This window comes from Microbacterium aquilitoris, assembly GCF_031932285.1.
GTDB classification, from domain to species: Bacteria; Actinomycetota; Actinomycetes; order Actinomycetales; family Microbacteriaceae; genus Microbacterium; species Microbacterium aquilitoris.
Genome location: NZ_JAUZVT010000002.1, coordinates 98,450 through 124,469 on the forward strand (window position 1 = coordinate 98,450; position 26,020 = coordinate 124,469).

30 protein-coding genes are annotated in these 26,020 nt (G+C 70.8%); 17 read left to right on the forward strand and 13 right to left on the reverse strand.

What is annotated here, in order from left to right; translation table 11 throughout:
* Positions 1 to 21: 21 nt before the first annotated feature.
* A complete protein-coding gene (locus Q9S78_RS07230) occupies positions 22 to 882 on the reverse strand; it encodes an ABC transporter substrate-binding protein (protein WP_311869820.1) in 861 nt (286 codons plus the stop codon).
* Between the two features lie 168 nt (positions 883 to 1,050).
* Between Q9S78_RS07230 and Q9S78_RS07235 the strand changes: the two genes are divergently transcribed.
* Positions 1,051 to 1,854, forward strand: a complete 804-nt coding sequence (locus tag Q9S78_RS07235; RefSeq protein WP_311869822.1) for a Rossmann-fold NAD(P)-binding domain-containing protein — start codon at positions 1,051 to 1,053, stop codon at positions 1,852 to 1,854.
* Between the two features lie 39 nt (positions 1,855 to 1,893).
* Positions 1,894 to 2,862: a squalene cyclase gene (locus Q9S78_RS07240; protein ID WP_311869824.1), complete on the forward strand. Its 969-nt coding sequence runs from the start codon at positions 1,894 to 1,896 to the stop codon at positions 2,860 to 2,862.
* A gap of 15 nt (positions 2,863 to 2,877) precedes the next feature.
* On the opposite strand, the gene Q9S78_RS07245 is transcribed toward Q9S78_RS07240, so the two are convergent.
* Genes Q9S78_RS07245 through Q9S78_RS07270 form a run of 6 tightly spaced genes read right to left on the reverse strand, consistent with a single transcriptional unit; the run spans position 2,878 to position 9,334 of the window.
* On the reverse strand, positions 2,878 to 3,660 hold the full coding sequence (locus Q9S78_RS07245) for an HpcH/HpaI aldolase family protein (protein ID WP_311869827.1): 783 nt from the start codon (positions 3,658 to 3,660) through the stop codon (positions 2,878 to 2,880).
* Complete coding sequence (locus tag Q9S78_RS07250) at positions 3,645 to 4,430, reverse strand: 2-keto-4-pentenoate hydratase (RefSeq protein WP_311869830.1); 786 nt, start codon at positions 4,428 to 4,430, stop codon at positions 3,645 to 3,647. The genes Q9S78_RS07245 and Q9S78_RS07250 overlap by 16 nt, the downstream gene beginning before the upstream one ends.
* Positions 4,430 to 5,593 carry a 3,4-dihydroxyphenylacetate 2,3-dioxygenase gene (hpaD, locus tag Q9S78_RS07255; protein ID WP_311869832.1) on the reverse strand — a complete coding sequence of 388 codons (1,164 nt, stop codon included), beginning with the start codon at positions 5,591 to 5,593 and terminating at the stop codon, positions 4,430 to 4,432. The genes Q9S78_RS07250 and hpaD overlap by 1 nt, the downstream gene beginning before the upstream one ends.
* A 29-nt stretch (positions 5,594 to 5,622) precedes the next feature.
* On the reverse strand, positions 5,623 to 7,134 hold the full coding sequence (gene hpaE, locus Q9S78_RS07260) for a 5-carboxymethyl-2-hydroxymuconate semialdehyde dehydrogenase (protein WP_311869834.1): 1,512 nt from the start codon (positions 7,132 to 7,134) through the stop codon (positions 5,623 to 5,625).
* Positions 7,135 to 7,157: 23 nt separating this feature from the next.
* Positions 7,158 to 7,841 (reverse strand): GntR family transcriptional regulator, encoded by a 684-nt coding sequence (locus Q9S78_RS07265; protein ID WP_311869836.1) that lies wholly within the window; start codon positions 7,839 to 7,841, stop codon positions 7,158 to 7,160.
* Positions 7,838 to 9,334: a fumarylacetoacetate hydrolase family protein gene (locus Q9S78_RS07270; RefSeq protein ID WP_311869839.1), complete on the reverse strand. Its 1,497-nt coding sequence runs from the start codon at positions 9,332 to 9,334 to the stop codon at positions 7,838 to 7,840. The genes Q9S78_RS07265 and Q9S78_RS07270 overlap by 4 nt, the downstream gene beginning before the upstream one ends.
* A 103-nt stretch (positions 9,335 to 9,437) precedes the next feature.
* On the opposite strand from Q9S78_RS07270, the gene Q9S78_RS07275 reads away from it, so the two are divergent.
* From Q9S78_RS07275 to Q9S78_RS07290, 4 genes are all read left to right on the forward strand, one after another.
* On the forward strand, positions 9,438 to 10,820 hold the full coding sequence (locus tag Q9S78_RS07275; protein WP_311869842.1) for an MFS transporter: 1,383 nt from the start codon (positions 9,438 to 9,440) through the stop codon (positions 10,818 to 10,820).
* Between the two features lie 18 nt (positions 10,821 to 10,838).
* Positions 10,839 to 12,719, forward strand: coding sequence for an FAD-dependent monooxygenase (locus tag Q9S78_RS07280; RefSeq protein ID WP_311869844.1), 1,881 nt, complete (start codon positions 10,839 to 10,841; stop codon positions 12,717 to 12,719).
* A 110-nt stretch (positions 12,720 to 12,829) separates the two neighbouring features.
* Positions 12,830 to 13,066, forward strand: coding sequence for a PLDc N-terminal domain-containing protein (locus Q9S78_RS07285; protein ID WP_116228556.1), 237 nt, complete (start codon positions 12,830 to 12,832; stop codon positions 13,064 to 13,066).
* A gap of 78 nt (positions 13,067 to 13,144) precedes the next feature.
* Complete coding sequence (locus Q9S78_RS07290; protein ID WP_018188827.1) at positions 13,145 to 13,516, forward strand: hypothetical protein; 372 nt, start codon at positions 13,145 to 13,147, stop codon at positions 13,514 to 13,516.
* Positions 13,517 to 13,550: 34 nt separating this feature from the next.
* Here the strand turns inward: Q9S78_RS07290 and Q9S78_RS07295 are convergent, their stop codons facing one another.
* From Q9S78_RS07295 to Q9S78_RS07305, 3 genes are all read right to left on the reverse strand, one after another.
* Positions 13,551 to 13,964: a MarR family winged helix-turn-helix transcriptional regulator gene (locus Q9S78_RS07295; RefSeq protein ID WP_116228557.1), complete on the reverse strand. Its 414-nt coding sequence runs from the start codon at positions 13,962 to 13,964 to the stop codon at positions 13,551 to 13,553.
* Between the two features lie 190 nt (positions 13,965 to 14,154).
* The gene (locus Q9S78_RS07300; RefSeq protein ID WP_116228558.1) at positions 14,155 to 14,718 is read right to left on the reverse strand and encodes a hypothetical protein; all 564 of its coding nucleotides are present in this window, start codon (positions 14,716 to 14,718) and stop codon (positions 14,155 to 14,157) included.
* Between the two features lie 176 nt (positions 14,719 to 14,894).
* Complete coding sequence (locus tag Q9S78_RS07305) at positions 14,895 to 16,553, reverse strand: thiamine pyrophosphate-binding protein (protein ID WP_311869847.1); 1,659 nt, start codon at positions 16,551 to 16,553, stop codon at positions 14,895 to 14,897.
* Positions 16,554 to 16,713: 160 nt separating this feature from the next.
* Here Q9S78_RS07305 and Q9S78_RS07310 point away from each other — a divergent pair, with 160 nt between their 5' ends.
* From Q9S78_RS07310 to Q9S78_RS07360, 11 genes are all read left to right on the forward strand, one after another.
* The gene (locus tag Q9S78_RS07310; protein ID WP_018188824.1) at positions 16,714 to 17,055 is read left to right on the forward strand and encodes a DUF6054 family protein; all 342 of its coding nucleotides are present in this window, start codon (positions 16,714 to 16,716) and stop codon (positions 17,053 to 17,055) included.
* On the forward strand, positions 17,027 to 18,103 hold the full coding sequence (locus Q9S78_RS07315) for a winged helix DNA-binding domain-containing protein (protein ID WP_311869849.1): 1,077 nt from the start codon (positions 17,027 to 17,029) through the stop codon (positions 18,101 to 18,103). Before Q9S78_RS07310 ends, Q9S78_RS07315 begins: the two co-directional genes overlap by 29 nt.
* A 114-nt stretch (positions 18,104 to 18,217) precedes the next feature.
* Positions 18,218 to 18,790 (forward strand): RNA polymerase sigma factor, encoded by a 573-nt coding sequence (locus tag Q9S78_RS07320; RefSeq protein ID WP_311857714.1) that lies wholly within the window; start codon positions 18,218 to 18,220, stop codon positions 18,788 to 18,790.
* On the forward strand, positions 18,787 to 19,362 hold the full coding sequence (locus tag Q9S78_RS07325) for an Asp23/Gls24 family envelope stress response protein (RefSeq protein WP_256335309.1): 576 nt from the start codon (positions 18,787 to 18,789) through the stop codon (positions 19,360 to 19,362). The genes Q9S78_RS07320 and Q9S78_RS07325 overlap by 4 nt, the downstream gene beginning before the upstream one ends.
* A gap of 4 nt (positions 19,363 to 19,366) precedes the next feature.
* Positions 19,367 to 19,735 (forward strand): hypothetical protein, encoded by a 369-nt coding sequence (locus tag Q9S78_RS07330; RefSeq protein ID WP_020096697.1) that lies wholly within the window; start codon positions 19,367 to 19,369, stop codon positions 19,733 to 19,735.
* Between the two features lie 141 nt (positions 19,736 to 19,876).
* A complete protein-coding gene (locus tag Q9S78_RS07335; protein WP_311857711.1) occupies positions 19,877 to 20,347 on the forward strand; it encodes an Asp23/Gls24 family envelope stress response protein in 471 nt (156 codons plus the stop codon).
* Entirely contained in the window at positions 20,344 to 20,532 is a 189-nt protein-coding gene (locus tag Q9S78_RS07340) for a DUF2273 domain-containing protein (RefSeq protein ID WP_018188818.1), read from the forward strand. Before Q9S78_RS07335 ends, Q9S78_RS07340 begins: the two co-directional genes overlap by 4 nt.
* Positions 20,532 to 20,927 carry a hypothetical protein gene (locus Q9S78_RS07345; RefSeq protein ID WP_018188817.1) on the forward strand — a complete coding sequence of 132 codons (396 nt, stop codon included), beginning with the start codon at positions 20,532 to 20,534 and terminating at the stop codon, positions 20,925 to 20,927. Before Q9S78_RS07340 ends, Q9S78_RS07345 begins: the two co-directional genes overlap by 1 nt.
* Positions 20,924 to 21,508, forward strand: a complete 585-nt coding sequence (locus Q9S78_RS07350; RefSeq protein ID WP_018188816.1) for a DUF6286 domain-containing protein — start codon at positions 20,924 to 20,926, stop codon at positions 21,506 to 21,508. Before Q9S78_RS07345 ends, Q9S78_RS07350 begins: the two co-directional genes overlap by 4 nt.
* Entirely contained in the window at positions 21,505 to 22,119 is a 615-nt protein-coding gene (locus Q9S78_RS07355; protein ID WP_311869851.1) for a hypothetical protein, read from the forward strand. The genes Q9S78_RS07350 and Q9S78_RS07355 overlap by 4 nt, the downstream gene beginning before the upstream one ends.
* A gap of 68 nt (positions 22,120 to 22,187) precedes the next feature.
* A complete protein-coding gene (locus Q9S78_RS07360) occupies positions 22,188 to 22,364 on the forward strand; it encodes a CsbD family protein (RefSeq protein WP_018188814.1) in 177 nt (58 codons plus the stop codon).
* A gap of 82 nt (positions 22,365 to 22,446) precedes the next feature.
* Here Q9S78_RS07360 and efeB read toward each other — a convergent pair whose 3' ends face one another.
* Genes efeB through efeU form a run of 3 tightly spaced genes read right to left on the reverse strand, consistent with a single transcriptional unit; the run spans position 22,447 to position 25,933 of the window.
* Positions 22,447 to 23,751, reverse strand: coding sequence for an iron uptake transporter deferrochelatase/peroxidase subunit (efeB, locus tag Q9S78_RS07365; protein ID WP_116228564.1), 1,305 nt, complete (start codon positions 23,749 to 23,751; stop codon positions 22,447 to 22,449).
* Entirely contained in the window at positions 23,748 to 24,986 is a 1,239-nt protein-coding gene (gene efeO / locus Q9S78_RS07370) for an iron uptake system protein EfeO (RefSeq protein ID WP_311869853.1), read from the reverse strand. The genes efeB and efeO overlap by 4 nt, the downstream gene beginning before the upstream one ends.
* Entirely contained in the window at positions 24,983 to 25,933 is a 951-nt protein-coding gene (efeU, locus tag Q9S78_RS07375) for an iron uptake transporter permease EfeU (protein WP_311869855.1), read from the reverse strand. The genes efeO and efeU overlap by 4 nt, the downstream gene beginning before the upstream one ends.
* Positions 25,934 to 26,020: the final 87 nt, after the last annotated feature.

Here is a 26,020-nt window from a genome sequence, read left to right on the forward strand (position 1 = left end):
CGCGTCCTCACGGGCGCTTCGTCACTGGAGCTTCGTCACGCCTTCGGTGAGACCCGACAGCCATTCCTTCTCGAGCTCCGCGAGAGTGCCGTCCTCGCGGAGGGCGTCGACGGCCGCGCTCACCGCGGGGGTCAACGGCGAGTCCTTGGCGAGCAGCAGGCCCCACTGGTCCTCGACGCCGACCTTCGGGAGCTCGCCGACGATGAAGGAGTCGGTGATGTACGCGGTGACCGCGACGTAGGCGGTCGGGGTGTCGAGGACGACGGCATCCACCTGTCCGGCGCTGAGGGCCGCGGTGGCGTCCTCGTTCGAGTTGTAGAGCTTCGGGGTGAGCCCGAGGTCGAGCGCGTCGAGCGTCAGAGCGCTCGTCGAGTTCGCCATGGCGCCGATCGTGATGTCCTTGAGCCCGGCGAGGTCGGTCACGCCGTCGGCCTTGCCGCCCTTGAGGGCGATGATCGACTGGCTCGCGGAGTAGTACGGCGACGAGAAGTCGACGCCCTTCTTGCGGTCGTCGGTGATCGTGTACTGCTGCAGGTTCACGTCGAAGCTCTTGGGGCCGGGCGCGATCGCCGCCTCGAAGCTCGTGCGGACCCACTCGACGTCGTCCTTCGCGAAGCCGAGCTTGTCGGCGACGGCGTAGGCGACGGCGGCCTCGAAGCCCTTGCCCGATTCGGGCTTGTCGTCGTAGACGTAGGGCTCGTAGGCGGTCTCGCCGGTGGCGACGGTGAATGTGCCGGGGGTGACGTAATCGTCGGGCGAGGGAGTCGCACCGGCGGACGACCCGGCACCCGGGGCCGCGTTCGAGGCGCAGCCTCCGAGGAGGAGGGCGAGGGCCGCGGCGGACGCGACGAGTGCGGTGCGCAGGGCGGGACGACGGGACATGAGGGCCTCCGGGGGCGCCGAGGGTGCTCGGACGAGGGGGTCGGGTTGGCATCGCCGCGTGATCGCGGAGAGCCGCTGATCATTCTCGCGCGCAGACGGATGCCGCGGGTCCTGCGGCGACGCTTTGTTACACGCCCGTCACCCCCGGCTGATTGAGAGGATGGGGGGATGATCCCTGCGCGCACGCTCCTCGTCGGTTCCGGTCGCATCGGGACGCGGGTGGCGGAGGAGCTCCGCCGCGCGGGCGGCGAGGTCGTCACGGTGCGGCGGTCGGCGGCATCCGATTCGGACGGCTGGCGACACATCGCCGCGGACCTGTCCCGGCCGCTCACCGAGTCGTTGCCGGCGGTCGACGCGGTCGTCGTGACGCTGCCGCCGGGCGAGGAGCAGGGTTTCCTCGCCGGCGCGATCGGCCGCGTCGCAGAAGCGTTGCCCGAGCCGCCGGCACGCACGATCTGGGTGTCGTCGACGCGCGTGTTCGAGGGGTACGGCGACGAGCGGCCGCTGGACGAGGACGACGAGCCGCGGACGCGCAGCGATCGAGCCCAGCAGCTCGTCGATGGGGAGGAGCGCGCGGTCGAGCTGTTCGGCGCGACCATCCTGCGACCCGCGGGCATCTACGGACCGGGACGTGACCGGCTCATCCGCCAGGTGCTCGCCGGCACCCCGGTCGATCACGACCGTCGGACCAACCGCATCCACGAGACCGACGTCGTCCGCACGATCCTCACGCTGCTGCAGGCAGACGAGGTGCCCGCCGTCCTCCACGCCGTCGACCGTCGACCGGCGACACTCGGCGAGGTGGTCGCCTTCCTCGCCGAGCGCCTCGGCGTGCCGGTGCCGCCTCGCGGCGAACCCGCCGAGCGGCGCGGGACGATCCTCGACGGGACCCGCCTCCGCGAGGTCGTCGACGGCCTCGCCTACGCGACGTTCGAGGACGGCTACGGCGAGATGCTCGCGCAGCGCGGCTGAGCCCTGGCGGATGTCGGCGGCCCGCGCGAGGATGCCGACATGACGCGCACACAGGAGATCCTCGACTGGCTGCGGGACTCGGACCCGTCACTGCGGTGGCAGGTCGAGCGGGATCTCCTCGGCGCGCCGCCCGAGCAGTGGAAGGCCACGCGGGCACGCGTGACGACCGAGGGGAACGGAGCCACGCTCCTCGCGCAGCAGGGGGAGGACGGGCAGTGGGAGGGCGGCGCGTACTTCCCGGCCGGGTTCTTCGGCAGCCCCGAGTCCGAGATGCCCGGCCAGCCGTGGACGGCCACGACCTGGACGCTCAAGGATCTGCGCGAGTGGGGAGTGCCGGCATCCGCTCTCGGGGACACCGCGGCGAAGCTCGACCGCAACAGCCGCTGGGAGTACGACGACCTGCCGTACTGGGGTGGGGAGGTGGACGTCTGCATCAACGCGTTCACGCTCGGGACGGGAGCGTGGCTCGGCGCCGACGTCTCGGGGCTCGCCGCGTGGTTCCCCGAGCATCAGCTCGCCGACGGCGGCTGGAACTGCGAGGCCGAGGAGGGTGACTCGGTGCGCGGGTCGTTCCACTCCACGCTCAATGCCGTCCGCGGCATGCTCGCCTACGAGCAGTTCACCGGCGACACGGCGCTGCGCGACAGCCGGCACCGCGGCGAGGATTACCTCCTCGAACGGCGCCTGGCGTACCGGCTGTCGACGGGAGAGGTCGTCGGCAGCTTCGTCACCGACTTCGTCTACCCCAACCGGCACCGCTACAGCGCGCTCGCGGCGCTCGATCATTTCCGGGATGCCGCTCTCCAGGCCGGCACCCCGCCGGACCCGCGGCTCGCCGAGGCGATCGAGATGGTCCGCGCGGCGCGGCACGCCGACGGCACGTGGCACCAGGGACGCACGCTCGAGGGCAGGCGCTGGTTCGACATCGACGCACCCGAGGGTCAGCCGTCGCGGTGGCTGACCTTCCTCGCGCTCCGGGTCCTCCAGTGGTGGGATGCCGCCCGCTGACGACCGCGCGGTGGCTCAGCCGCCGGCGCGACCCCACCGGGCCGCGAGCGCCTCGGATCCGCGGGCGAGGAGGGTGACGTCGGCGCCGACCAGCACGAAGGAGGCGCCCTCGTCGAGGTAGCGCTGCGCGGCATCCGGATCGAAGGCGTTGACGCCCACGGGCTTTCCCGATGCGCGGACGGCGGCGAACGCGTCGAGGACCGCCGCGACGACATCGGGATGCGTCTGAGCGCCGAGGAGCCCCATCGACGCCGCGAGGTCGCTCGGGCCGACGAAGACCCCGTCGATCCCGTCGACCGCGGCGATCTCGGCGGCGTTCCGGACACCCTCGACCGTCTCGACCTGGACGAACAGCGACACGTGCCGGTCAGCGTCGGCGAGGTAGTCCTCGACCCGGTTCCACCGGGCGGAGCGGGCGAGCGCGGACCCGACGCCGCGGCGTCCGCGCGGGGGATACCGCACCGCGGCGACGAGCTCCGCCGCCTGCGCCGCCGTGTCGACCATCGGCACGAGGATGTTCTGCGCGCCGAGGTCGAGCACCTGCTTGATCGTCACGACGTCGCCGATCGGAACGCGCACCACCGCCGTCACGGCGGCGGCGGCGACGGCCTGCAGCTGCGCGAGCACCGACTCGAGCCCGTTGGGGGAGTGCTCCATGTCGATCAGCAGCCAGTCGAGGCCGGCGCCTGCGCAGATCTCGGCGACGAGCGGCGACCCGGAGCACACCCATATGCCGGCGAGGGGACGGTCGGCATCCGTCAGCGCTTCGCGGAACGTCGGGTTCAGATGAAACGGCATTCGATCACTCCCATCGGCCCATAGTCGCAGCGCACCTCGTCGCCCCGCGACACCCACACCGGCCGCGTGAACGAGCCGGCGAGGATGATCTCGCCCGCCTCGAGACGTGCGCCGTGCTGGTGGATCTTGTTCGCGAGCCACGCGACGCCCGTCGCGGGGTGGCCGAGGACCCCCTGCGCGACACCGGTCTCCTCGATCTCGCCGTTGCGTGAGAGCACCCCCGGCACCCAGCGCAGGTCGATCTCGTCGGGGCGGCGGTGTTCGATGCCGAGAACCATTGCACCGTAGGCGGCGTTGTCGCTGATCGTATCGACGATCGTGCGGCCCTCGAGTTCGATGTGCGAGTTCAGCACTTCGAGCGCGGGTACGGCGTAGTCGATCGCCGCGAGGGCGTCCTCGAGCGTGCAGTCGGGGCCTTCGAGCGGGCTCGCGAGGACGAAGGCGAGCTCGACCTCGATCCGGACGTTCGAGAAGTGGTCGACCGGGATGCTGTCGCCCGAGTGGTAGACGGTGTCGTCGAACATGACCCCGTAGTCGGGCTCGGTGATCCCCGTCGCCTGCTGCATCGCCTTGGAGGTCAGCCCGATCTTGCGACCGACGAGGCGCCGGCCCGACGCGACCATCCGGTCGCGCCAGACGCCTTGGATCGCGTAGGAGTCCTCGACCGTGGCCTCGGGGTGGCGTGCGGTGATCCGTGGGATGACGCCGTGCGTACGATCGGCCTCGGCGAGCTCGTCCGCGATGCGCGAGACGTCCTCGGTGGACAGCATCAGAGCTGATTCCCGAGCTTGTACTCGCCCTGCTTCCACGAGGGCATCGCCTCGTCGTCGCCCTCGCGGGTGTACGAGAAGCCGTCGGCGCCGATCGTGACCGCCATCTCGCTGCGGTCCTCCCGGGTGCGGACGGGCTGCGGGTTGCCGTCGAGATCGAGGACGAGGGATGCCTCGGTGTACCAGGACGGGACCACGGGGTTGCCCCAGAAGTCGCGGCGCTGGTTGTCGTGCACGTCCCACGTGACCACGGGGTTGTCGGGGTCGCCGGTGTAGTAGTCCTGCGTGTAGATCTCCACACGGTGGCCGTCGGGGTCGCGGAGGTAGAGGTAGAACGCGTTCGAGACGCCGTGACGGCCCGGCCCGCGCTCGATCGCGTCAGAGCGTCGCAGGGCGCCGAGCTTGTCGCAGATCGCGAGGATGTTGTGCTTCTCATGCGTCGCGAAGGCGACGTGGTGCATGCGCGGGCCGTCGCCGCCGGTCGCGGCGGTGTCGTGCACGGTGGGCTTCCGCCGCATCCACGCCGCGTAGACCGTGCCGTCCTCGTCCTGGATGTCCTCGGTCACCCGGAACCCCAGGTCCTGGTAGTGGCGCACCGCGCGCGGGACGTCGGGCGTCACCTGGTTGAAGTGGTCGAGGCGCACGAGCTCGCCGGGGATCTGCAGGTCGTACCGCCACGACAACCGCTCGACGTGCTCGCTCTGGTGGAAGAACTCGTACGGGAAGCCGAGCGGGTCCTCGACGCGCACCGAGTCGCCGATGCCCTTCGTGAACCCCTCGGTGCGGCGCTCGACGCGGCATCCGATCTCCTCGTAGAACGCGACCGCCCGGTCGAGGTCTTCGGGCGTGCGGACGCGGTACGAGAACGCGGCGACGGCGGCGACGGGACCCTTCCGCAGTACGAGGTTGTGGTGGATGAACTCCTCGGTCGAGCGCAGGTAGATGACCTCGTCGTCCTCCTCGGTGACGTGGAGTCCCAGGATGTCGACGTAGAACTGGCGGGATGCCGCGAGGTCGGTGACGACCAGGTCCATGTACGCGCAGCGCAGGATGTCGGGGGCGGGGGAGGTGGGGGTCTGCACCGGGTCGTCGGTGTGGATCGGGGCTTCTTGCGAGACGAAGAACCCGGAGGAGGTCTTGGTCATGCCGTCGCGGTGGCTCATGTCAGCGTCCTTGCGTGATCGAGGCGGGTTCAGCGCGTGCCGAAGGTGGGATTGTGGACCTTGCCGAGCGTGATGTGCACGGCCTGCTGGTCGGTGTAGAAGTCGATCGAGCGGTAGCCGCCCTCGTGACCGAGTCCGGAGGCCTTCACGCCGCCGAAGGGCGTACGCAGGTCGCGGACGTTGTTCGAGTTCAGCCACACCATGCCGGCCTCGACGGCTTGCGAGAAGTTGTGGGCCCGCTTCAGGTCGTTCGTCCACACGTAGGCGGCGAGGCCGTATTTCGTGTCGTTGGCGAGGGCGAGAGCGTCCTCATCGGTGTCGAAGGGCGTGATCGCGACGACGGGTCCGAAGATCTCCTCCTGGAAGATGCGCGCCGTCGGGGGCACGTCGGCGAACACCGTGGGCGCGACGAAGTTGCCGTCCGCGAAGCCGTCCGGGCGGCCGCCGCCGGCGACGAGTCGGCCCTCGGTCTTGCCGAGCTCGACGTAGGACATCACCTTGTCGTAGTGCTCCGGGTGCACGAGGGCGCCGACCTCGGTCGCGGGGTCGTGCGGGAAGCCGACCTTCACGCGCTGCGCCTGCGCCGCGTAGCGCTCGACGAACTCGTCGTAGACCTCCCGCTGCACCAGGATGCGGCTGCCCGCCGTGCAGCGCTCGCCGTTGAGCGAGAAGACCCCGAAGATCGTCGCGTCGACCGCGGCGTCGAGGTCCGCGTCGGCGAAGACGACGGCGGGGCTCTTGCCGCCGAGCTCCATCGACAGGCCCTTCAGCCACGGCGCCGCGTTCGCGAAGATCAGCTGGCCCGTTGAGCTCTCGCCGGTGAAGGAGATGAGCGGCACGTCGGGGTGCTTCACGAGCGCATCCCCCGCGTCCTCGCCGAGGCCGTTGACGAGGTTGAAGACGCCCTGCGGGAGACCGGCCTCCTCGAAGATCCCGGCCCAGAGCGATGCGGACAGGGGAGTGAACTCGGCGGGCTTCAGCACGACCGTGTTGCCCGCGGCGAGGGCGGGGCCGAGCTTCCAGGACTCGAGCATGAACGGCGTGTTCCACGGGGTGATGAGCCCCGCGACGCCGATCGGCTTGCGATTGACGTAGTTGATCTGGCGACCGGGCACCTTGAACGTGTCGTCGGACTGGGCGACGATCAGGTCGGCGAAGAAGCGGAAGTTCTCGGCGGCGCGCCGCGCCTGGCCGAGCGCCTGCGTGATCGGCAGCCCCGAGTCGAACGACTCGAGCTCCGCGAGCCGGGCGTCGCGCGACTCGACGATGTCGGCGATGCGGTGCAGCACGCGCGAGCGCTCGCGCGGCAGCATCCGCGGCCACGGGCCGTCGGTGAACGCGCGGCGCGCGGCGGCGACGGCGGCATCCACATCGGCCTTCTTGCCGGCCGCGGCCTGCAGGTAGACGCGGTTCGTCACGGGATCGAGGACGTCGAACGTGTCACCGTCCGCCGAGTCGACGAAGGCGCCGTCGATGTAGTGCTGGATGCGGGTGGGCAGGTCGGCGGGCGTGTGCGGCGCCGCCAGCGTGGGATCCGTCATGTCGTGCGTCCTTGCTCGAGGGGTCAGAAGTTCGGCAGGCCGAGGGCCTGGTCAGGGTGCTCGTGGGTCATGTAGGCGTCGAGGGTCGCCGAACGGTGTCGACGCGCGGCGTGCTCGATCTCGCTGAGGGGAGCGCTCCGCTCGATGAGCACGAGGATCTGCTCGTGCTCGCGGACCGACTCCTGCGCGCGCCCCGGCACGAAGCTGAACGTGGAATCGCGGAGGTGCCCGAGCCGTGCCCACTCGACCTGGACGAGCTCCAGCATCCGCGGGTTCGCGCAGCGCTCGAAGAGGGTCGCGTGGAACTCCTGGTTCAGGCGAGTGAACGCACGTGGGTCGAAGTGGTCGAGCGTCTCGATCATGAGCTCGTTGATGTCGCGCGCTCGCCGGACGTCGGACTCGGTGAGGGCGCGGGCGGACAGTGCCGTGGCGGTGCCCTCGAGGATCGACAGCGCCTGCATGCTGAAGCGGTACTGCGAGTCGTCGACCATCGCGACGCGCGCGCCGACGTTGCGTTCGAAGGTGACGAGCCCCTCGGCCTCGAGCTGGCGGATCGCCTCGCGCACCGGGACGACGCTCATGTCGAGCTCGCCCGCGATGCTGCCGAGCACCAGGCGGTAGCCGGGGGTGAACGCCTCGCTGACGATGTGCTCCTTGATCCACGCGTACGCCTGCTGCGACTTGCTCGGGGCGGCGACCTCGCTCATCGGGCGTCCCGCTCCGCCTCGTAGCGCTCCCGCCACGCGGCGTTCATCGGGAAGAGCCCGTCGACCGGCTCGCCTTCCGCGACGCGGTCGGCGATCCACGCGTCCTCGTCCTCCTGCGCGAGGGCCGCGTCGGCGACCTCCTCGGCGAGCGCGGGCGGCAGCACGATGACGCCGTCGCGGTCGCCCACGATGATGTCGCCCGGCTGCACCGTCGTGCCGCCGCAGGCGATCGTGCCCCCGGCATCCCACGGCACGTGCTTGCGACCGAGGACCGCAGGGTGCGCGCCCGCGGTGTAGACCGGGATGCCGACCGCGGCGACGGCGGCCGCGTCGCGCACGCCGCCGTCGGTCACGATGCCGGCCGCGCCCTGCGCGTGCGCGCGGATCGCGAGGATGTCGCCGAGCGTGCCGGAACCGGCCTCGCCACGCGCCTCGATCACGATGACCTCGCCTTCGCGGACCGTGTCGAACGCGCGCTTCTGCGCGTTGTAGCCGCCGCCGTGGCTTCGGAACAGATCCTCGCGGTTCGGCACGAACCGGAGAGTGGCGGCGACGCCGACGAGCTTCGCATCGGGGTGGAGCGGGGCGACGCCGTCGATCGTGACGTTGTCGAGGCCGCGCTTTCGCAGCTGCTGCGACAGACCTGCGACGGGGACGCGCTCGAGCTTCGCGCGGAGATCGGGCGAGAGAGCGGATGCCGCGGCGAGCCCGGCGGCCTCGCGGGAGCCCCAGGCCTCTTCGCGCTGCGTGTCGTCGACCTGGGGGAGCGAGCCGAGTGCAGGGTCGAACGCGATGTCGGGGCCGTCGACGACGGTCGTCGTGAGTCGGCCGGTGGTCGCCCCGGTGTCGGGGGCGTCGACCTCGACCTCGACGACGTCGCCGGGGACGATGACGGACGACCCCGCGGGCGTGCCGGTGAGGATGACGTCGCCGGGTTCGAGTGTGAAGTGCTGCGACAGGTCGGCGACGATCTGCGGGAGGGGGAAGAGAAGGTCGTCGGTGCTGCCGTCCTGGGCGAGCTCGCCGTTCACCCAGGTGCGCACGCGCAACCGGGTGGGGTCGAGCAGGCGGGCGTCGAGGACGACGGGGCCGATCGGGGTGAAGCCATCGCCGCTCTTGGAGCGGACGTTCGAGCCCTTGTCGTTCGCCCGCAGGTCGTAGAGGCCGAGGTCGTTGGATGCCGTAACGCCGGCGACGTGCTCCCACGCCCGGTCAGCGCTGACGCGGCGGGCCGCCGTGCCGATGACGAGCGCGATCTCACCCTCGAAGGCGAGGAGCTCGGTTCCGACGGGCCGCTCGACCGTTCCGCCGGACGCCGCGACGGAGCCCGTGGACTTGAAGAAGTAGGACGGCGACGCGGGGGTGCGTCCGCGCTGGGCGGCGCGCGACCGGTAGTTCAGGTGGACGGCGACGATCGTGCCGGGGCGGCCCGGGAGGGCGGCGAAGCGCGGGTCGCGGGATGCGGCATCCGTCACCGTGTCATCGTTCTGCATTCCTGAACTCCCTCGCTCTTGCGTCGTATCTCAAATCGTATATGATCGGGCTGCACCGGACAACCGGGAATCGACGAAGACGTCGGATGACACAGGAGTCAGCATGAGCACTTCCCCCACCCCTCGAGGGTTCACCCCCACCGGGACCATCGCGACCGCCGCGGACCGCCGCCGCGTCGTGTTCGCCACCGTCGTCGGCACCACCGTGGAGTGGTACGACTTCTTCATCTACGCGACCGCCGTCGGGCTCGTGTTCGGACAGCTCTTCTTCGCCCCGCTGGGCAAGGACAGCGTCCTCATCGGATTCGCGACGGTCGGTGTGAGCTTCCTCTTCCGGCCCCTCGGCGCGTTCCTCGCCGGCCACCTCGGTGACAAGTACGGCCGCAAGGTCGTGCTCATGTGGACGCTCATCCTGATGGGCCTGGCGACGGCGCTCATCGGCGTCCTGCCGAGCTACGAGTCCATCGGCCTCGCCGCGCCCATCCTCCTCGTGCTCCTGCGCATCCTGCAGGGCATCTCCGCCGGCGGCGAGTGGGGCGGCGCGGTGCTCATGGCCGTCGAGCACGCCCCCAAGACGCGCCGCGGCGCGTTCGGCGCCTCGCCGCAGATCGGGGTGCCGCTGGGCCTGCTGCTCGCATCGGGCGTCATGGCGCTCATGTCGGCGATCGCGCCGGGGGAGCAGTTCCTGCAGTGGGGCTGGCGCGTACCGTTCCTCCTCAGCGTCGTCCTCATCCTCGTCGGCTGGTACGTTCGCCGCCGCGTGGAGGAGAGCCCCGTCTTCCTCGAGCTCGCCGAGCGCAAGGAGCACAGTCGGATGCCGATCGTCGAGCTCTTCCGCAAGCACGCGGTGCTCGTGATCGTCGCCGCCTTCGTCTTCGCCGGGAACAACGCCGTCGGCTACATGACCACCGGCGGGTACATCCAGGGCTACGCCACGAGCCCCGAGGGCCCCCTCGGCCTGGACCGCGGCCCGGTGCTGTGGGCGGTGACCGGGTCCGCCGTGACCTGGCTGCTCTCCACCCTCGTGGCCGGCTTCGCCTCGGACCGGTTCGGGCGCCGCACGACGTACATCGCAGGCTGGATCATGCAGCTCGTGGGTGTGTTCACGCTCTTCCCGCTGGTCAACACGGGGAACGTCTTCGTCCTCTTCCTCGGGCTCGCGATCCTCACGATCGGGCTCGGCTTCACGTACGGACCGCAGGCGGCGCTGTACGCCGAGCTGTTCCCCGCGTCCATCCGGTTCTCGGGCGTCTCGATCTCGTACGCCATCGGCGCCATCCTCGGCGGCGCGTTCGCGCCGACGATCGCGACCGCTCTCGTCGCCGCGTTCGGGTCGACGACCCCGGTCACCTGGTACCTCGCCGGCATGACGGTGCTGGGCCTCGTGGCGACGCTGCTGCTGCGGGATCGCAGCGGCATCCCACTCGACCCCGATCACGAAGCGGAGCAGGCGGTCAGTCCCGTCCGCGGTCTGACGCGCGCCTGACCTCGACGAGGAGCACCCATGCAGTTCCACCACCACGGCTACGTCTCGGGCGATCCGCGGGTGCTGCCCGCCGCCGGCACCGGCGTCGACCGCCCCGAGGAGCTCCCCGACGAGACCGACGTGCTCATCGTCGGTTCGGGTCCGGCGGGGATGCTGCTGGCCGCCCAGATGTCGCAGTTCCCGCAGGTCTCGACTCGTCTCATCGAGCGGCGCACCGGCCGGCTCGAACTGGGTCAGGCCGACGGCATCCAGCCCCGATCGGTGGAGACGTTCCAGGCGTTCGGGTTCGCCGAGCGGATCATCGCCGAGGCGTACAACATCGGCTACATGAACTTCTGGGGACCAGACCCGGCCGACCCGAGCCGCATCCGCCGCACGTCGCGGACCGACGACTACGGGCTGAAGATCAGCGAGTTCCCGCACCTGATCGTCAACCAGGCGCGCGTGCTCGACTACTTCGCCGAGGCCGCCGCCCACGGCCCCGGACGGATCGTGCCCGATTACGGCATCGAGTTCGTCGGCCTCGAGGTGCCCGAGGATGCCGCGGCCCCCGTCGCGGTCACGGTCCGCCACGTCGGCGGCCCCCGCGCGGGGGAGGAGCGCCTCATCCGGGCGCGGTACGTCGTCGGATGCGACGGTGCCCGGAGCGGTGTGCGACAGGCGATCGGGCGCGTGCACGTCGGCGATGCGTCGAAGCACGCCTGGGGCGTCATGGACGTGCTGGTCGACACCGATTTCCCCGACTGGCGCATCAAGTGCGCCATCAACAGCTCGGCGGGGAACATCCTCCACATCCCTCGCGAGGGCGGGTACCTCAGCCGCATGTACATCGACCTCGGCGCGGTCGCCGCGGACGACAACCACCGCGTCCGCGAGACCCCCATCGAAGAGGTCATCCGCCGCGCGAACGAGATCCTCCACCCCTACACGATCGATGTGAAACAGGTCGCCTGGCACAGCGTGTACGAGGTCGGACACCGTGTCACCGACGGATTCGACGACGTTCCCGAGGGCGTCGACCGCGATCCGCGGGTCTTCCTCACCGGCGACGCATGCCACACCCACAGCGCCAAGGCCGGGCAGGGCATGAACGTCTCGATGCAGGACGGGTTCAACCTGGGGTGGAAGCTCGGGCACGTGCTGACCGGGCTGGCCCCGGCATCCCTCCTCGCCACCTACGGCGCCGAGCGACGACCCGTCGCGCAGCAGCTGATCGACTTCGACAAGGAGTGGTCGTCGCTGATGGCGCGCAAGCCCGAGGAGATCACCGACCCTGAAGACCTCGCGACGTACTACCTCGCGACCGCCGAGTTCCCGTCGGGGTTCATGACGCACTACGGCGCCTCGGCGATCGTCGCAGGCGCCGAGCATCAGGACCTCGCGACGGGGTTTCCCGTCGGCAAGCGGCTGAAGTCCGCGGAGGTCGTCCGGGTCGCGGACGGCAACGTCGTGCACCTCGGTCACCATGCCAAGGCCGACGGGCGGTGGCGCGTGTACGCCTTCGCCGATGCGTCGGGCGAAGACCTCTCGGCCTGGGCGGAGTGGTTCGCCGCGGCATCCGGCCCGATCGCCCGGCACACGCCGGCCGGGGCCGATCCCGACGCCGTCTTCGACACGAAGGTGATCTACCCGCGGCGGTACGAGGACGTCGAGATGGCGGCGGTGCCCGCCGTGTTCCGACCCCACTCGGGGCCGCTCGGGCTCATGGACTGGGAGAAGGTGTACGCGACCGGACCGTCGACCTGGACGGATGTCGACATCTTCTCCGAGCGCGGGATCTCGCCGCGTGGCGCGGTCGTCGTCGTCCGCCCCGACCAGTACGTCGCCGCCGTCCTGCCGTTGACCGCCACCGCCGAGTTGGGGGAGTTCCTCGCCGGAGCCTTCCGCCCCGCCGGCTGACGCGTCGAGGTGCCGAGGCGTCGCAGATGGTCGCCTGCGCGGCATCCCGCCGACCATCTGCGACGTCTCGGCGCTCCCACCGTCGGCTCGAGCACCGCTAGGGTCGGGGTGTGAGCGCCCTGAACCCGCTGGTCCCGTCCGGATACGACATCGTCTGGTCCGTCATCGCGCTGATCGCGGCCGTGCTCATGGTCGTCGCCCTGGTCTCGCTCATGCGGTCGACGCGGCGGTTGACCTCGAGGCAGGCGCTGGCGTGGGTCCTCGTGGTGCTGCTGGTCCCGGTGGCGGGTCCCGCCGCGTGGCTCGCGATCGGTCGACGAGCAGGGATGCCGCGCCGCGAGGCGTGAGCCGCGCTTCCCGAGCGCGATAATCGAGCGAGCGGTCTCGCCCCGGCATCGCCTGTATCACCTACCCGAGGACGACCCATGGTGTTCCACAGCAAGGCCACGCTCGAGCACTGGGTGGCCGAGTTCATCGAAGCCCGAAGCGCCGGGGAGGAGATCCGCGTCGTCGTGCAGGACGGGTCGGGCGGAGAGGACACCGGTTTGGTTCTGATCCCGCTGGAGAACGCACCGAACCAGGTCTGGATCGAACCTCGCGACGAGGGCGACGATCTCAGTTGGCACGTGTTCATCCAACCCGCCGAGCGGACCCTGGAGCTGACCAGCTTCGAGCTCAACGCCCTCACGCACGAACTTCAGATCGCAGCCGAGCTGTGCGCCTTCCTCCAGGAGAAGTCCCTCGGACACTCCGAGCCGGAACCCGCCGCGGAGACCGAGTCATCCTCGGCGGAGTGATCACCGCACCGCGGAGTGTCGGCGAGGAACGAGGTCAGGCCGCGATGCTTCCCTCGACGGCATCGGTCACCACTTCGAGGAACGCTTCGATGTGGTTGATCTCGGACGGGCTGAGACGCTCCACGGCGGCCTCCATGAGCTCGTCCAACTCCTCGAACGTGGTGCGCATCTCCCGTTTGGCGAGCGGCGTCGCCGTGACCGAGACGGCCCGCCGGTCGCCGGCGACCTCGTGCCGCACGATCCGGCCGGTGCGTTCGAGCTTGTCGATCATGGCGGTCACCGATGCGGACGAGATCCCCAGATGCTGGATGAGCGCGTGAGGCCTCGCGGCGTGATTCCGCTGCTGCATCAGGAAACGGAGGGCCGCGAACTCGTTCTCGCTCATACCGAGTGAGCGCCGGGCGCGGGTCAGCATGTCGGACTCGGCCACGCGGTAGCGCCGCAACATGGCGAGGACTCTTCGGGCGTCGTGCCGCGCGACCCGAGGGGTCACATCGTTACCGTTCATCGCGCTCCACTCACGCCGCTTGGCTGAGGGCAACAGTAGTGCGCGCACCGCGCTTCTCCCCTCCCGTAGCGCGGGGCGGTGCCACGTGGTAGCCCTCCCCGGGCAGGCCGCAGTCGAGGGCTCGATCGATTCAGGAAGGTATCGGAGCGGGTTCGGCGATCGATGTGAGCCCGCGAAGGTAGTGCGTTCCCACGAGCACCAGAGTGATGGTGCGAAGACGGTATCCCAGGGGCTCGTCGTGCCACGTTGCGTCCGGTCGCACTTCACGCATGTAAAGCCAGGGTGGGATGACTCCCTCGAGGACGCCGATCCACATCGCGTCGTACTTCTTGTTCCGTTCTACTCCGAACAGTTGCCCTGGACTCGCCAACGATGCGAGCAGGCCGGCCGTTGTGCCGAGCTCCACATCTCGGTCGCTTCGGGGTTGCGCAGGTGGCCACTCGGGCTGTGTGCGTGCGAATGCGGACTCGAAGGTCACATCGCCACGCACACGGTGAACCTCGCTGATCCGGATCGCAACGTGTCCGTCGAAAAAGCCGCCATCCATCGTCTGATGAACGAGCACCCAACGCCTGCCGACGCTGACGATGAAGCCCTTGACCGTCTGCGACGGGCGGGACACGCGGTCGATGACGACGAGATCGGACCCGCCGATAGCTTCGCGGAGCTTGCGACGGATGGTCTTCTTGCGCACCTCGCCATCCTCGCCGAAGTCAGGACCTGCCGGAACCTCGTTCCGTCGTTGAGGAGCGCCCAGGCTTCATCCCGCCGCCACCGTTGCCGAGCCGACGCGAAGTGTCCTCTCATCGCCGCGACGGGGACAGTTCGCGTCGGCTCGACGCTGCCCGGCTAGCCCTCCCCGGGCGAACGTCACCGCCGCAGGTTCACCTGCAGGATCTCCTCCTGGTAGGGCGCGCGGACGGCGCCCGAGACCCGCAGGTCGAGCAGCAGGAACGGGCGCTCGTCGGCGGGGAGATCGCGCCAGCGCGCGAGCGCCTGCAGGTCGTCGAGCGTCCGCACGATGACCCCCTCCGCACCGACGGCCCGCGCGAGCCCGGCGAAGTCGACCTCGGGGATCTCCATCGGCCCCCGCGCGAGACCCATGACCCCGTACAGGTGCACCTCGGCGCCGTACGCACTGTCGTTCCACACCACGGCGAGGCCGCGCCCGCGCGCCACCCGGACAGCCGACTCGAGGTCGGCGATCGCCATCAGGCCGCCGCCGTCGCCCGTCGTGAGGACGATCGTCGACTCGGGCCGCGCCCGCGCCGCGCCCGGTACCGACGGGAACCCGAGGCCGATCGACTGGTATGCCGTGCCGATCATCATCATCCGATCGGGCGATGCCACCGGCCAGAACATGTTGGCCCAGCCGATGAAGTGCCCGCCGTCCGAGACGACGACGCGATCCTCGGGCAGCAGTCCCGCGATCGCCGCGGCCACGCTCCGCGGGTCGAGTCGCCCGTCGGGCGCGAGAGCGTCGCCGACGTCGTAGGTCCGGAGCCCGGCGACATCGACCGCCTCCCGCCAGCCCGACGGCGTCACCTCGAGCTGCTCGAGCTCGTCGGCGATCGCGCGCGCCGCGAGGGCGGCATCCGCTCGCAGGTACCGGCCGACCTGCGGATGCGTCGCCGCGGCCGCCACGTCGACCTGCGCGATCGTGGCGCCCGGCGAGAAGAGCTCGCCGAAGCGCATCGTGAACTGGTTGAGCGACGCCCCGAACACGACGACGACGTCGGCCTGGTGGATCGTGGCCATCGCGCCTTCCGCCCCGAAACCGCCGGTGACGCCCAGGTCGTACTCGCCGCGTGGGAAGACGCCGCGGCCGAGTGCGGTGGATGCCGTCAGTGCCCCGACCGCGTCGGCGAGGCGTCCGAGCTGCGCACCGGCGCCCGCCGTCCACGCGCCGCGGCCGGCGAGGAGGAGGGGGCGTTCGGCTGACGCGAGCGCTCTCGCGACGGCGGACACCGTCGCGAGGGCGTGCGGGCCGGTCGGGGCGAGCGGGGCGGGGAGGACGGGATCGGGCGTCGCCGGGATCTCGCCCGCGTCGCGCCCGCCCACGTCGTAGGGGATCGAGAGCACGACGGGGATGCGGAACGACAGGGCGTGCTCGATCGCGATGACCGTCGTGGCCGCGGCATCCGTCCGTCCCACCGTGTAGGTCCGGACCCCCACGGCCGACGCGAGCGAGAGCTGGTCGACGTCCCACGGCCGCGGGCCCGAGGTCGGCTCGTCACCGACGACGAGCACGAGCGGCACGCGCGCCTGCGCGGCCTCGGCGAGCGCGGTGAGGGTGTTCGTGAAGCCCGCACCGTAGGTCGAGGTCGCCGCGGCGAGGCCGCCCCCGGCGCGGTAGTGCGCATCGGCGGCGACGACACCGCCGGCTTCGTGACGGACGGCGGTGAAGGTGACGTCATCGCGTCGTTCGAGGGCGTCGAGGACGAGCGCGTTGCCGTTGCCCATGACGCCGAAGACGTGATCGACGTGGGCGGCGAGGGCGGAGGCGACGTGGGCGGCGACGGTGGGCATGAGAGCTCCTGGAGACGATGACGACGGATGCCGTATATGTCTCGCGCTCCGCGACGATGCGGGTGGCTGCGTGCCCCTTTTCCGAGCACCAGGACCTTCGCGGTCCCGGACGGGATCAGTATAGGCGCGCGGACGGGGACGTCCGTGGCACACTGCGGTCATGCTGCAGACGATGGAGATCAGCCTCACGCCGTTCGACGCCGCCCGGATCGTGCTCGACCACGTGCAGTCGTCGGGGATGACGGTGGAGTGCGTGGGTCAGCACGCGACCGCGACGGAGGCCGGGCATCAGACCGCGCTCCTGATCTTCGAGAAGTACTACATGCGCACCAGCAGCCGGGCGTCGCTGACGGTCCTGCTCGAGAACCTCGCCGGTCGCACGAAGGCCGTCTTCCGGGGATCCGGGGGAGGGGAGGGCGCCCTGTTCCGGTTCGACTGGGGGGCGAGCGCCGACTTCGCCGCGAGCGTCGTCGATGCGCTCCAGCCCTACGCGACCGACTGAACCGCAGATGGATGCCGCGCAGATCCGACTCCATCGACTCCGCTCGCACCTGCTCGTCGAGCCCGCCGCGACCGTCCCCGACGTCGCGCGCCGGCTGTTCGCCGTGCAGGCGCAGGACTTCGCGGCCGGTCGCTGGGCGCTCGGCATCCGCACCTCCGGCGGCCCCGCCGTCGGCGACGTCGATCGCGCGTTCGACGCGGGGCTCCTGGTGCGCGCGTGGACGCAGCGCGGCACCCTCCACATCGTGGAGCCCGGTTCGGTGGGGGCGATCCTCGACGTGACGGGGGAGCGGCAGACGCGGGCGTACGGCATCGACCCGGGAGTGCTCGATCGTGGCGAACGCGTCTTTCGGTCCGCCCTCGCCGCAGAGGCACCCCTGACCAGGGCCGCGTTCGTCGACGCCCTGCAGCGGGACGGCGTCGCGGGGTCCGTCGCTGCGGGCACGCGCATCCTCACCGCCCTGTCCATCCGCGGGGTGCTCGCGCTCGGCCCTGTCGTCCCGCGCGACGAGGGAGTCGCCCGTGAGCAGTACCTCGTCGCCCTCCCGCCCCGCGGCCCGGCCGGCGACGACCCGGCCGTCGATCTCCTCGTGGCCTACCTGCGCGGACACGGGCCCGCGACCGGTGCGGACTTCGCCTGGTGGGCGGGGCTTCCGGCGGGGCAGGCCCGGGGAGCCGCCGGGCGTGCGGGCGACCGCGTCGTGGCCCTCGACGGGGAGCTCCTCGATGTGCCCGAAGAGCCGACCACCGCCGTGCCCGACCCGGCCCTCCCGGGCACGATCGCGCTCCCGGCCTTCGACGAATACGTCCTCTCGTACGCCGACCGCTCGATCGGGATGGGTGCCGGTGATCGCATGAACGTCGGCCCCACCGCCAACGGGATGGTGCGTCCGGTCATCCTCCGCGGTGGTGTCGCGGTCGGCACCTGGAGCCTCTCGCTCGCGGTGGGAAGTTCGGGCATCCCCGCCGCGACCCTGTTCGACGGGGAGTCGGATGCCGGGGTGGGTGACGCGCTCGCACGCGTGGGTGGCTTCTTCGGCCGCCAATAGCGAGTGCGGAGCCGTGGCGCAAGCGGTTCTTCGTGCCGTTCCGCCCGATTAGCGTCCTCTCGAGCCCGCTGATCCTGGCGGCCGTGTCGGAGGGAGTGCATCATCGACTCCCCGTTGCGCGATTCTCCCCGGCGCGACACCTCGTCGCTTCGCGATGCGCCGGACCGGATCCTCGTCCAGCGCGCCGTCGACGGCGACACGGCAGCGTTCGGAGAGATCCTCCGGCGTCACTCCTCTCTCGTGCGCGCCTACGTTTACCGCATCGTCGGGTCGGTCGCCGACACCGACGACGTCGTGCAGGACGCGTTCGTGACGGCATGGAAGCAGCTCCCGACGCTCCGCGACCCGTCGGTCGTGAAATCGTGGCTGATGCGGATCGCCGGCCGGGAGGCGCTCGCCCTCGCGACCCGGAGATCGCGAGAGGATGCTCTCGACGAGGCTGTCCTTCCGCCGTCCTCGCATGCGCAGCCCGAGCGCGCGGCGATCCAGAACGACCGCCTCGCGGCTCTCTCGCGGGCGCTCGACCGACTGAAGGAGGATCAACGCCGATGCTGGCTGCTGCGTGAAGTCGCAGAGCTCAGCTACGCCGAGATCGCAGAAGAGATGAACATGACCGACAGCACCGTCCGGGGACTGCTCGCACGGGCCCGGGCGAGCATCGCGATCGAGATGGAGGGGTGGCGATGAACGACGACGACACTCTCGAGTGCGGCCGCTCCGTCGACGAGCTCAGCAGCTACGTCGAGTCCGGTCGCACGCCCCGCGACCCCCACATCGAGTCGTGCCCCGACTGCCTGAACGTCATCGAGGCCCTGGAGCGGGTCGGCCAGCTCTCCCGGGACCTGGTCGCCGACGATGCCGAGCGGATGCCGCGACCCCCCGAGAGCTGGTTCGAGGGGATCCTCTCGGTCATCCACTCCGAGTTGCGCGCGGGTCGCAGCTTCCCCATCCACCACCCCGACCCCCGCGTGACGATCACGGTCACCGAGGGGGCCGTCCGCTCGCTCGTGCGCTCGAGTGCCGACGAGCTCGACGGGATCTACCTCGGGCGCACCGAGATCGTGGGCGATGCCGAGACCCCGGGCGCCCCGGTGCGCATCGAGCTCACCGCCTCCGTCGCCTGGGGCAAGTCGATCCCCGAGCTCACGGCGAGCCTTCGCGAGCTCGTCTACCGCGTCCTCGCCGAGCACACCGAGCTCAACGTCACCGCTGTCAACGTCGCCGTCGAGGAGCTCCACGGCACAGAAGGGAAGGAGTGACGCCATGACCCGGGTCCCCTCCATCGGTCAGCCCCCCATCGGGCAACCCTCCGACGAGCCGATCGACGCGTCCGCCGGCCAGCCCGATCTCGTCGCCCGCATCCGCGCCGTCGACGGCGTCACCGACGTCTACTCGCCCCGTTCCACCGTCGCTCGCATCCCCGGTCTCATCGCCGCCGCCGCCGGCGCGGACGGGGATCGCATGGCGGAGGTCGCCGTGACCGTTCGCGACGGGATGCCGCTGGTCGCCGCGCGGATCGCGACCGCGTCGCACGACAACACCCCGAACGCGGCCCGCCGCGTGGCCGACGCGCTGATCGCGAACACCCCGGACGACGCGCGGATCAGCATCCAGATCGCCCGGATCCACTGACGCCGAGAGCTGTCGCAGAACTTCTCCGAACTTTTTTGTGACGAATCGGGACGCCCGGACCTCTTATGTACGAGGCCGAAAGCAACGGCCCGCGACGCACCCCACAGTGCGTCGGAAGATCGTTCGAGAAAGAGGAGAACCATGGCTACCGAGACCCCCGCGACCACCACCCCCGCCGTGCCCGGCGCACGCGTCGACCGTTCGCTGCCGAAGGCCGACGAGACCTCGTCGTCCACCGCCGGCACGACCGTCATCTCCGACGGCGTCGTGGCCAAGGTCGCCGGCATTGCCGCTCGTGAGATCCCCGGCGTCCACGCTCTCGGTGGCGGCGGAGCCCGTGCCCTCGGCGCGATCCGCAACGCCATCAACGCCCAGGACCTCGGTCAGGGCGTCAAGGTCGAGGTCGGCGAGACCCAGGCCGCCGTCGACCTGACGATCGTCGTCGAGTACCCGACCCCCGTCCACCAGGTCGCCTCGCAGGTCCGTGACGCCGTCGCCGGCGCCATCACGCGCCTCGTCGGACTCGAGGTCGTCGAGGTCAACGTCACCGTCGACGACGTCCACATCCCGGGCGACGAGGACGAGCAGCACGAGGAGTCGCGCGTCTCATGAGCACCACGCTGATCGGCGCCCTGACCGGCGCCATCCTCGCCGTCGTGGGCCTCGCGTTCGGGTTCTGGGGTTTCCTCCTCACCGCCCTGTTCATGGCGATCGGCGCCGTCGTGGGCCGCATCGCCTCGGGCAAGCTCGACGTGAGGGCCGTGACCGACGCCTTCACGGGACGGCGCACCTCCTGATGCGTACCGACACCGACGGAACGGCGGGCGGCGGGTCCTCGCGACCCGCCGCCGCGGCCCCCGGCGTCGCCGGCCGTACCGAGGTCGCCGAGCGTGTGCTCGTCGGCATCGCACGGGCGGTGTCCGCCGATGTCATCGGCGTCCCGCGGGGCGAGATCTCCGTGGGTGTCGCCGACCGACGGGACGGCATGGCTCTGAAGGTATCGAGCCCTCTCCCCGTCCCCGACCTCGATGATCTGGATGCGGTGCGGAGCACCGTCCCCGTCCTCGAGCGCGCCTCGCAGATGCAGGAGCAGCTGCGCGAGCGACTGACCCACCTCCTCGGGCGCGACATCGCCCGAATCGACGTCACCGTGACCGGTGCCCGGACCCCGGAAAGGAAGCGTGTGCGATGACCACCCCTGTGCTGCGTCGCGTTGTGCGCCGCGAGACCCACTCGCCGCGCAGCGTCGCCTTCGCCCTCGTCGTCCTGGTCGCGATCATCCTGGCCCTGTACGTCGCCGTCGAGCTCGTGCTGGCCCTCGCGGCCCAGCCCGCACTTCTGGTGCGCCCTGTGGCGGCGCTGGAGTGGCTGGCCGGACTCCCCGGCAACGCCCCGGTGGCGGCCGGTGTCGCCGGCGGGCTCGTCGTGGCCGCGATCGGGCTGTGGCTCGTGGTCCTGGCCGTCGCGCCGGGCCGTCTGTCCAAGCACGAAGTGGATGCCGGTGGCCGCGTCGCCGTCATCGACAACGGCGTCCTCGCCGCAGCGCTCGCCCAGCGGGTGAGCGACGAGATCGGCGTCGCCCGCGACCGTGTGACGGTCGGGGTCGCCCACCGGAGCGTCGACGTCACCGTCCGTCCCGGAGCCGGCATCCCGGTCGACAAGACCCAGGTCACCTCGCTGGCCGATGCGGAGATCGCCGCGCTGAAGCTGGCGCGCCCTGTTCGCACCCGCGTGCGGATCGCGCGCCCCGACGATGAGGAGAAGGCGGCATGAACGACACCAACCGTGCACTCAACCGCACCGTTCTGATGATCGTCGGCGTGATCCTGCTGATCGGCGGGGGAGCGGCGGCCACGGCGGCGGCCCTCCCGGCCATCGGCGACGTGTGGACCTCCTCCGGGAAGGCCGCCGTCGACGCGCTCCGCGCCGCGGGTGACGCCACCGTGATCCCCGGTACCGCGCTCAGCTGGGCGGTCATCGGTGCGGCGGTCGTCGCGATCGTGATCGCGGTCGTCCTCTTCGCCAGTCTCACGACGCTCGTGAGCCGGCGCTCCCGCACCGTCCTCCGCTCGAGCGGCTCGCAGACGCCGCTCGGCCGAGTCACGATCACCGAGGGCTTCGCGGCGGACGCCGTGAAGAACTCCCTCGCCCGTGAGGGCGACGTGGTCGCGGCATCCGTCACTGCGCACACGGTCCGCGACGAGCCCGTGCTCCAGGTGAGCATCACGGCCCGTCAGGGAGCCGACCCCCGTCGCGTCGTCGATCACGTCGATCGGCTGATGGACGGCCTGGCAGCCGTGACCGGCGCAGACACCGCCGCCTACATCTCGATCCACGGCGGCCTGCGCAGCAGGTTCGCCTCGGACGCCGCGCGGGTCAGCTGATCCACCGATCGAACCACCGGTCCAGGCACCGGTTTCCCCCCCACCACCGATAGAGAAAGGAGACCCTCATGGGACTCGACGACAAGATCAAGAACGCCGCTCAGGACATCGCCGGCAAGGCGAAGGAAGCGATCGGCAAGGCCACCGACAACGACAAGCTCGTTGCTGAAGGCAAGGCCGACCAGACGAAGGCCGACGCCAAGAAGGCCGGCGAGAACGTGAAGGACGCCTTCAAGAAGGACTGACCTTCACCACTCGCGCTGTTCGGGCGCGCGAGTCGAGCGGGGAGCACACGGGGACTGTGCTCCCCGCTTTCGTGTGCCCGGGTCAGGCGAACAGTTCCGCGCCCACGTACGAGCCGTCCCCCGCGCCGCGGGGCACCGCCCAGATGCCCGACGCGATGTGACGCACGTACTCGTTCATGAGGTCAGTCGACAGGGCGCGTTGGAGCGTCACGAACTGGTCCGGGCTCCGTTGGTACGAGAGGAAGAACAGTCCCGCGTCGAGGCGGCCGAGGTCGGTGTTGCCGTCGACGTAGTTGTAGCCGCGCCGCAGGATGCGGATGCCGTTGTTCAGGTCGGGATGGGCGAGGCGCACGTGCGAGGCCCGGTCGATTGCGGGGGCACCGGCGGCATCCGTGGTGCCGAAGTCGGGCGCGGTCGTCTCGACGCCGCCCGAGAGCGGAGCGCCCTGCGCCTTGTCGCGTCCGATGATCCGCTGCTGCTCCGACAGTCGCACGCGGTCCCACGTCTCGATGAGCATCGCGACCTTGCGGGCCACGAGGTACGAGCCGCCGGCCAGCCACGCCGGAGCGTCGTCCTCGGCGACCCACACGTGGTCGGCGAGGGCTTTCGTGTCGTCCGCGAGGATGTTCGCCGTACCGTCCTTGAAGCCGAAGAGGTTCCGCGGCGTCGCCTGCGCGGCGGTCGTCTTCGAGGTCTTTCCGAAGCCGAGCTGCGACCAGCGCAGCCGCGCACGCCCGAAGGCGATCCGGCTGAGGTTGCGGATCGCGTGCACGGCGACCTGCGGATCGTCGGCGCACGCCTGGATGCAGAGGTCGCCCCCCGAGACGGACGGGTCGAGGTCGTCGCCGAGGAACGCGGGCAGTTTCGCGAGGCCCGCCGGGCGCAGCCGGGCGAGCCCGTACCGATCGTCGCCGCTGTCGGTCGAGAACAGGGTCGATCCCAGGCCGAAGGTGATCGTGAGGCCGGATGCCGGCAGCCCCAGCGCCTCACCGGTGTCGTCCGGCGGCGCCTCGGGCGACCCTCCGACGGCGCCGCTGGCACTCACGTCGAGACCCTGCGTCATCCGTGCCGCCGCGTAGCTCCAGTCCTTCAGGAGCGACTGCAGGTCGTCCCGGCTCGAGCCCGCCATCATGTCGAAGGCGGCGAAGTGCAGGTGGTCCTGCATCGGTGTCGTGATCCCCGCCTGGTGCGTCCCGAAGAAGGGGTGGACGGATGCTGCCCCCTCCTGCTCCGCGCGCTCGCGCCCGACCGCGACGCCGATCGCGGAGCCCGCACCCGCGCCGAGCGCGAGGCCCGCGGCGCCGACTCCTGCGGCGAGACCGAACAGGCCGCGCCTGCTGAGCGACGGGCGGGCGGTCTCTTCTGAGGGCGAGTCCTCGGTGCTCATTGCAGGACGGTGGAGGTCAGGCGGGACAGCGGCTCGGCCAGCGCGTTGATCAGGTCGGTCAGCTCGCGCTTGTCGTCCTCGGTGAGGGTCTTGTAGGCGACGAAGCCCTTCTCGAGCGAGCCGTGGGCGGCGAGGGCGGCATTCAGGTCGTCGTAGCGCCGCGCGATCTCCGTCGAGAGCGTCTTCCCATCGGATCCGGCGGCCGACGCGAAGTCACGCACGAGCGAGAACGCCATCTTCGAGCCCTCGACGTTCGCGGCGAAGTCCGACAGGTCCGTGCCCGACCACCAGTCCTCCTCGCCGCTGATCTTGCCGGTCGCCACCTCGTCGAGCAGGGCGATCGCGCCATTGGAGATCCCGGCGACGCCCTGGGCGTCGAGCGCCTTCTGGAACGCGTCGGAGTGGACGTAGTCGTTGAGTTCGCCGACGTCCGCGACCAGCTTGTCGCCGTACGTCGCCCGTTCCTCCGTGGTCGACGGAGCCCAGTCCTGCCATGCCGGCGTCTCGCCGTCGGCGTTCAGCGCGTCCTTCTCCGGCACCCACAGGTCCTTCTCGATGCGGTGGAAGCCGGTCCATTCGAGGCCTTCGGCCACGGCATCCACTTCGCGGTAGTCGATGCGCGGGTCGAGGTCGCCGAGGGATTCGGCGACCGGCTCGATGCGCTCGTAGAACGCGCGCACCGTCGGGAACTGCGCGCGCGCCTCGTCGTCCCGCCCCGACTCGTAGGCGGTCGTGAAGGCGTCGACGGCGGGGACGAGCTGCTCGACCTGGTCCTTGACGAACGCGGCGTAGAGGTCGACGGCCTTCTGCTTCTGCTCGGCGTCGTCGCCGGTGGCGGCGACCGCCCCGCCGGTGACGCTGAAATCAGCGCGCCCGACGCCCTCGCCGACCATGCCCGGCTTGCAGAGCGTCTTGTACTTCCCCGGCTGCGCGACGACGGTCAGGGTCCGCTCGGCGCCGGGTGAGATGTTCTCGACTTCGCCGATGATGCGCAGCCCGTCCTCGGCGAGCAGGTAGAACTCGCTCACCTGGGAGCTCTTGTTCGACACCGCGAAGGTCAGCGTTCCGCTCTTCGCCGTCGCCGTCGAGACGTCGCAGGAGGTATCCGTCGAGGTCACCGTGAGGGCGTCCGTGCTCGTCGCGTCGGTCTTCGCGACGCAGCCCGAGAGGGCGACGGCGCTGACGGCCACGAGGGCGAGGGCGGCATGCGCCGTGGTGAGGCGGGGGCGGGTCATGATGCTCCTTGGGATGCGTGACGGGATGCGGAGGTGCCGGCGGATGCCGCAGGCGCAGGACGCGGGCGCGGGAACAGGCCTCGGACGAAGAACGTGCCGACGACGGCGAGGTAGAGCCCCCAGGCGATCACCTGCAGCCAGGTCATCTCGGGCATGAAGCCGACGGTCGCCTGGAGGAGCGCGGCGATCGCGCTGCCGGGAGGGAGCTGCGCGCTCAGGTCGAAGGCCCAGCCGAACGGGAACCCGGCGACGCCGACGCCGACGCCACCGGTGACGGGGTCGATGGTCGCGGCATCCGAGAAGGGTCCGGGGAGGGCGCCCGCCTCCTGCAGGTCGTGGAAGGCGTAGGCGAGCACACCCGCGGCGACGACGACGAGGAAGCCGCCCGTCCACGCGAAGAACCGGCGGAGGTCGAGACGCACGGCGCCGCGGGCGAGCAGCCATCCGAGGAGGACGGCGACGGCGAGGCCGAGCACGGCGCCGAGCCAGCCCGGGCCTTCCTGGCCGGCGGTCTGCACCATGGACCAGAGGAAGAGCGTCGTCTCGATGCCTTCGCGAGCCACCGACACGAACCCGATCAGGACGATCCCCCAGAAGCCGCCCATCGCGAGTGCGCGATCGATGCCGCTTTCGAGATGGGAGCGCATGGTGCGCGCGGTCCGCTGCATCCAGAAGATCATCCAGGTCACCATGCCGACGGCGAGGAGGGAGAGGAGGCCGCCGAGGAGCTCCTGGGCCTGGAAGGTGAGGGCGTAGGCGCCGAAGGTGAGGACGGCGCCGATGACGAGGACGAGCGCTGCCGCGAGTCCCACTCCGGCCCAGAGCTTCGGGAGGACGTCGCGGCGGTCGATCCGGACGAGGTAGGCGACGAGGATGCCGACGACGAGCGCGGCCTCCAGGCCTTCGCGGAGGCCGATGAGGAAGGGAGGGAGGAGCGAGGCGAGCACGGGATCTCTTCGGGTGTTCGGGAGTGAGGCCGGTGCCCGCTGCCCCGTCGCAGCCCGTCCGCGGGACCTGCTGCACGTCGTCGCAGA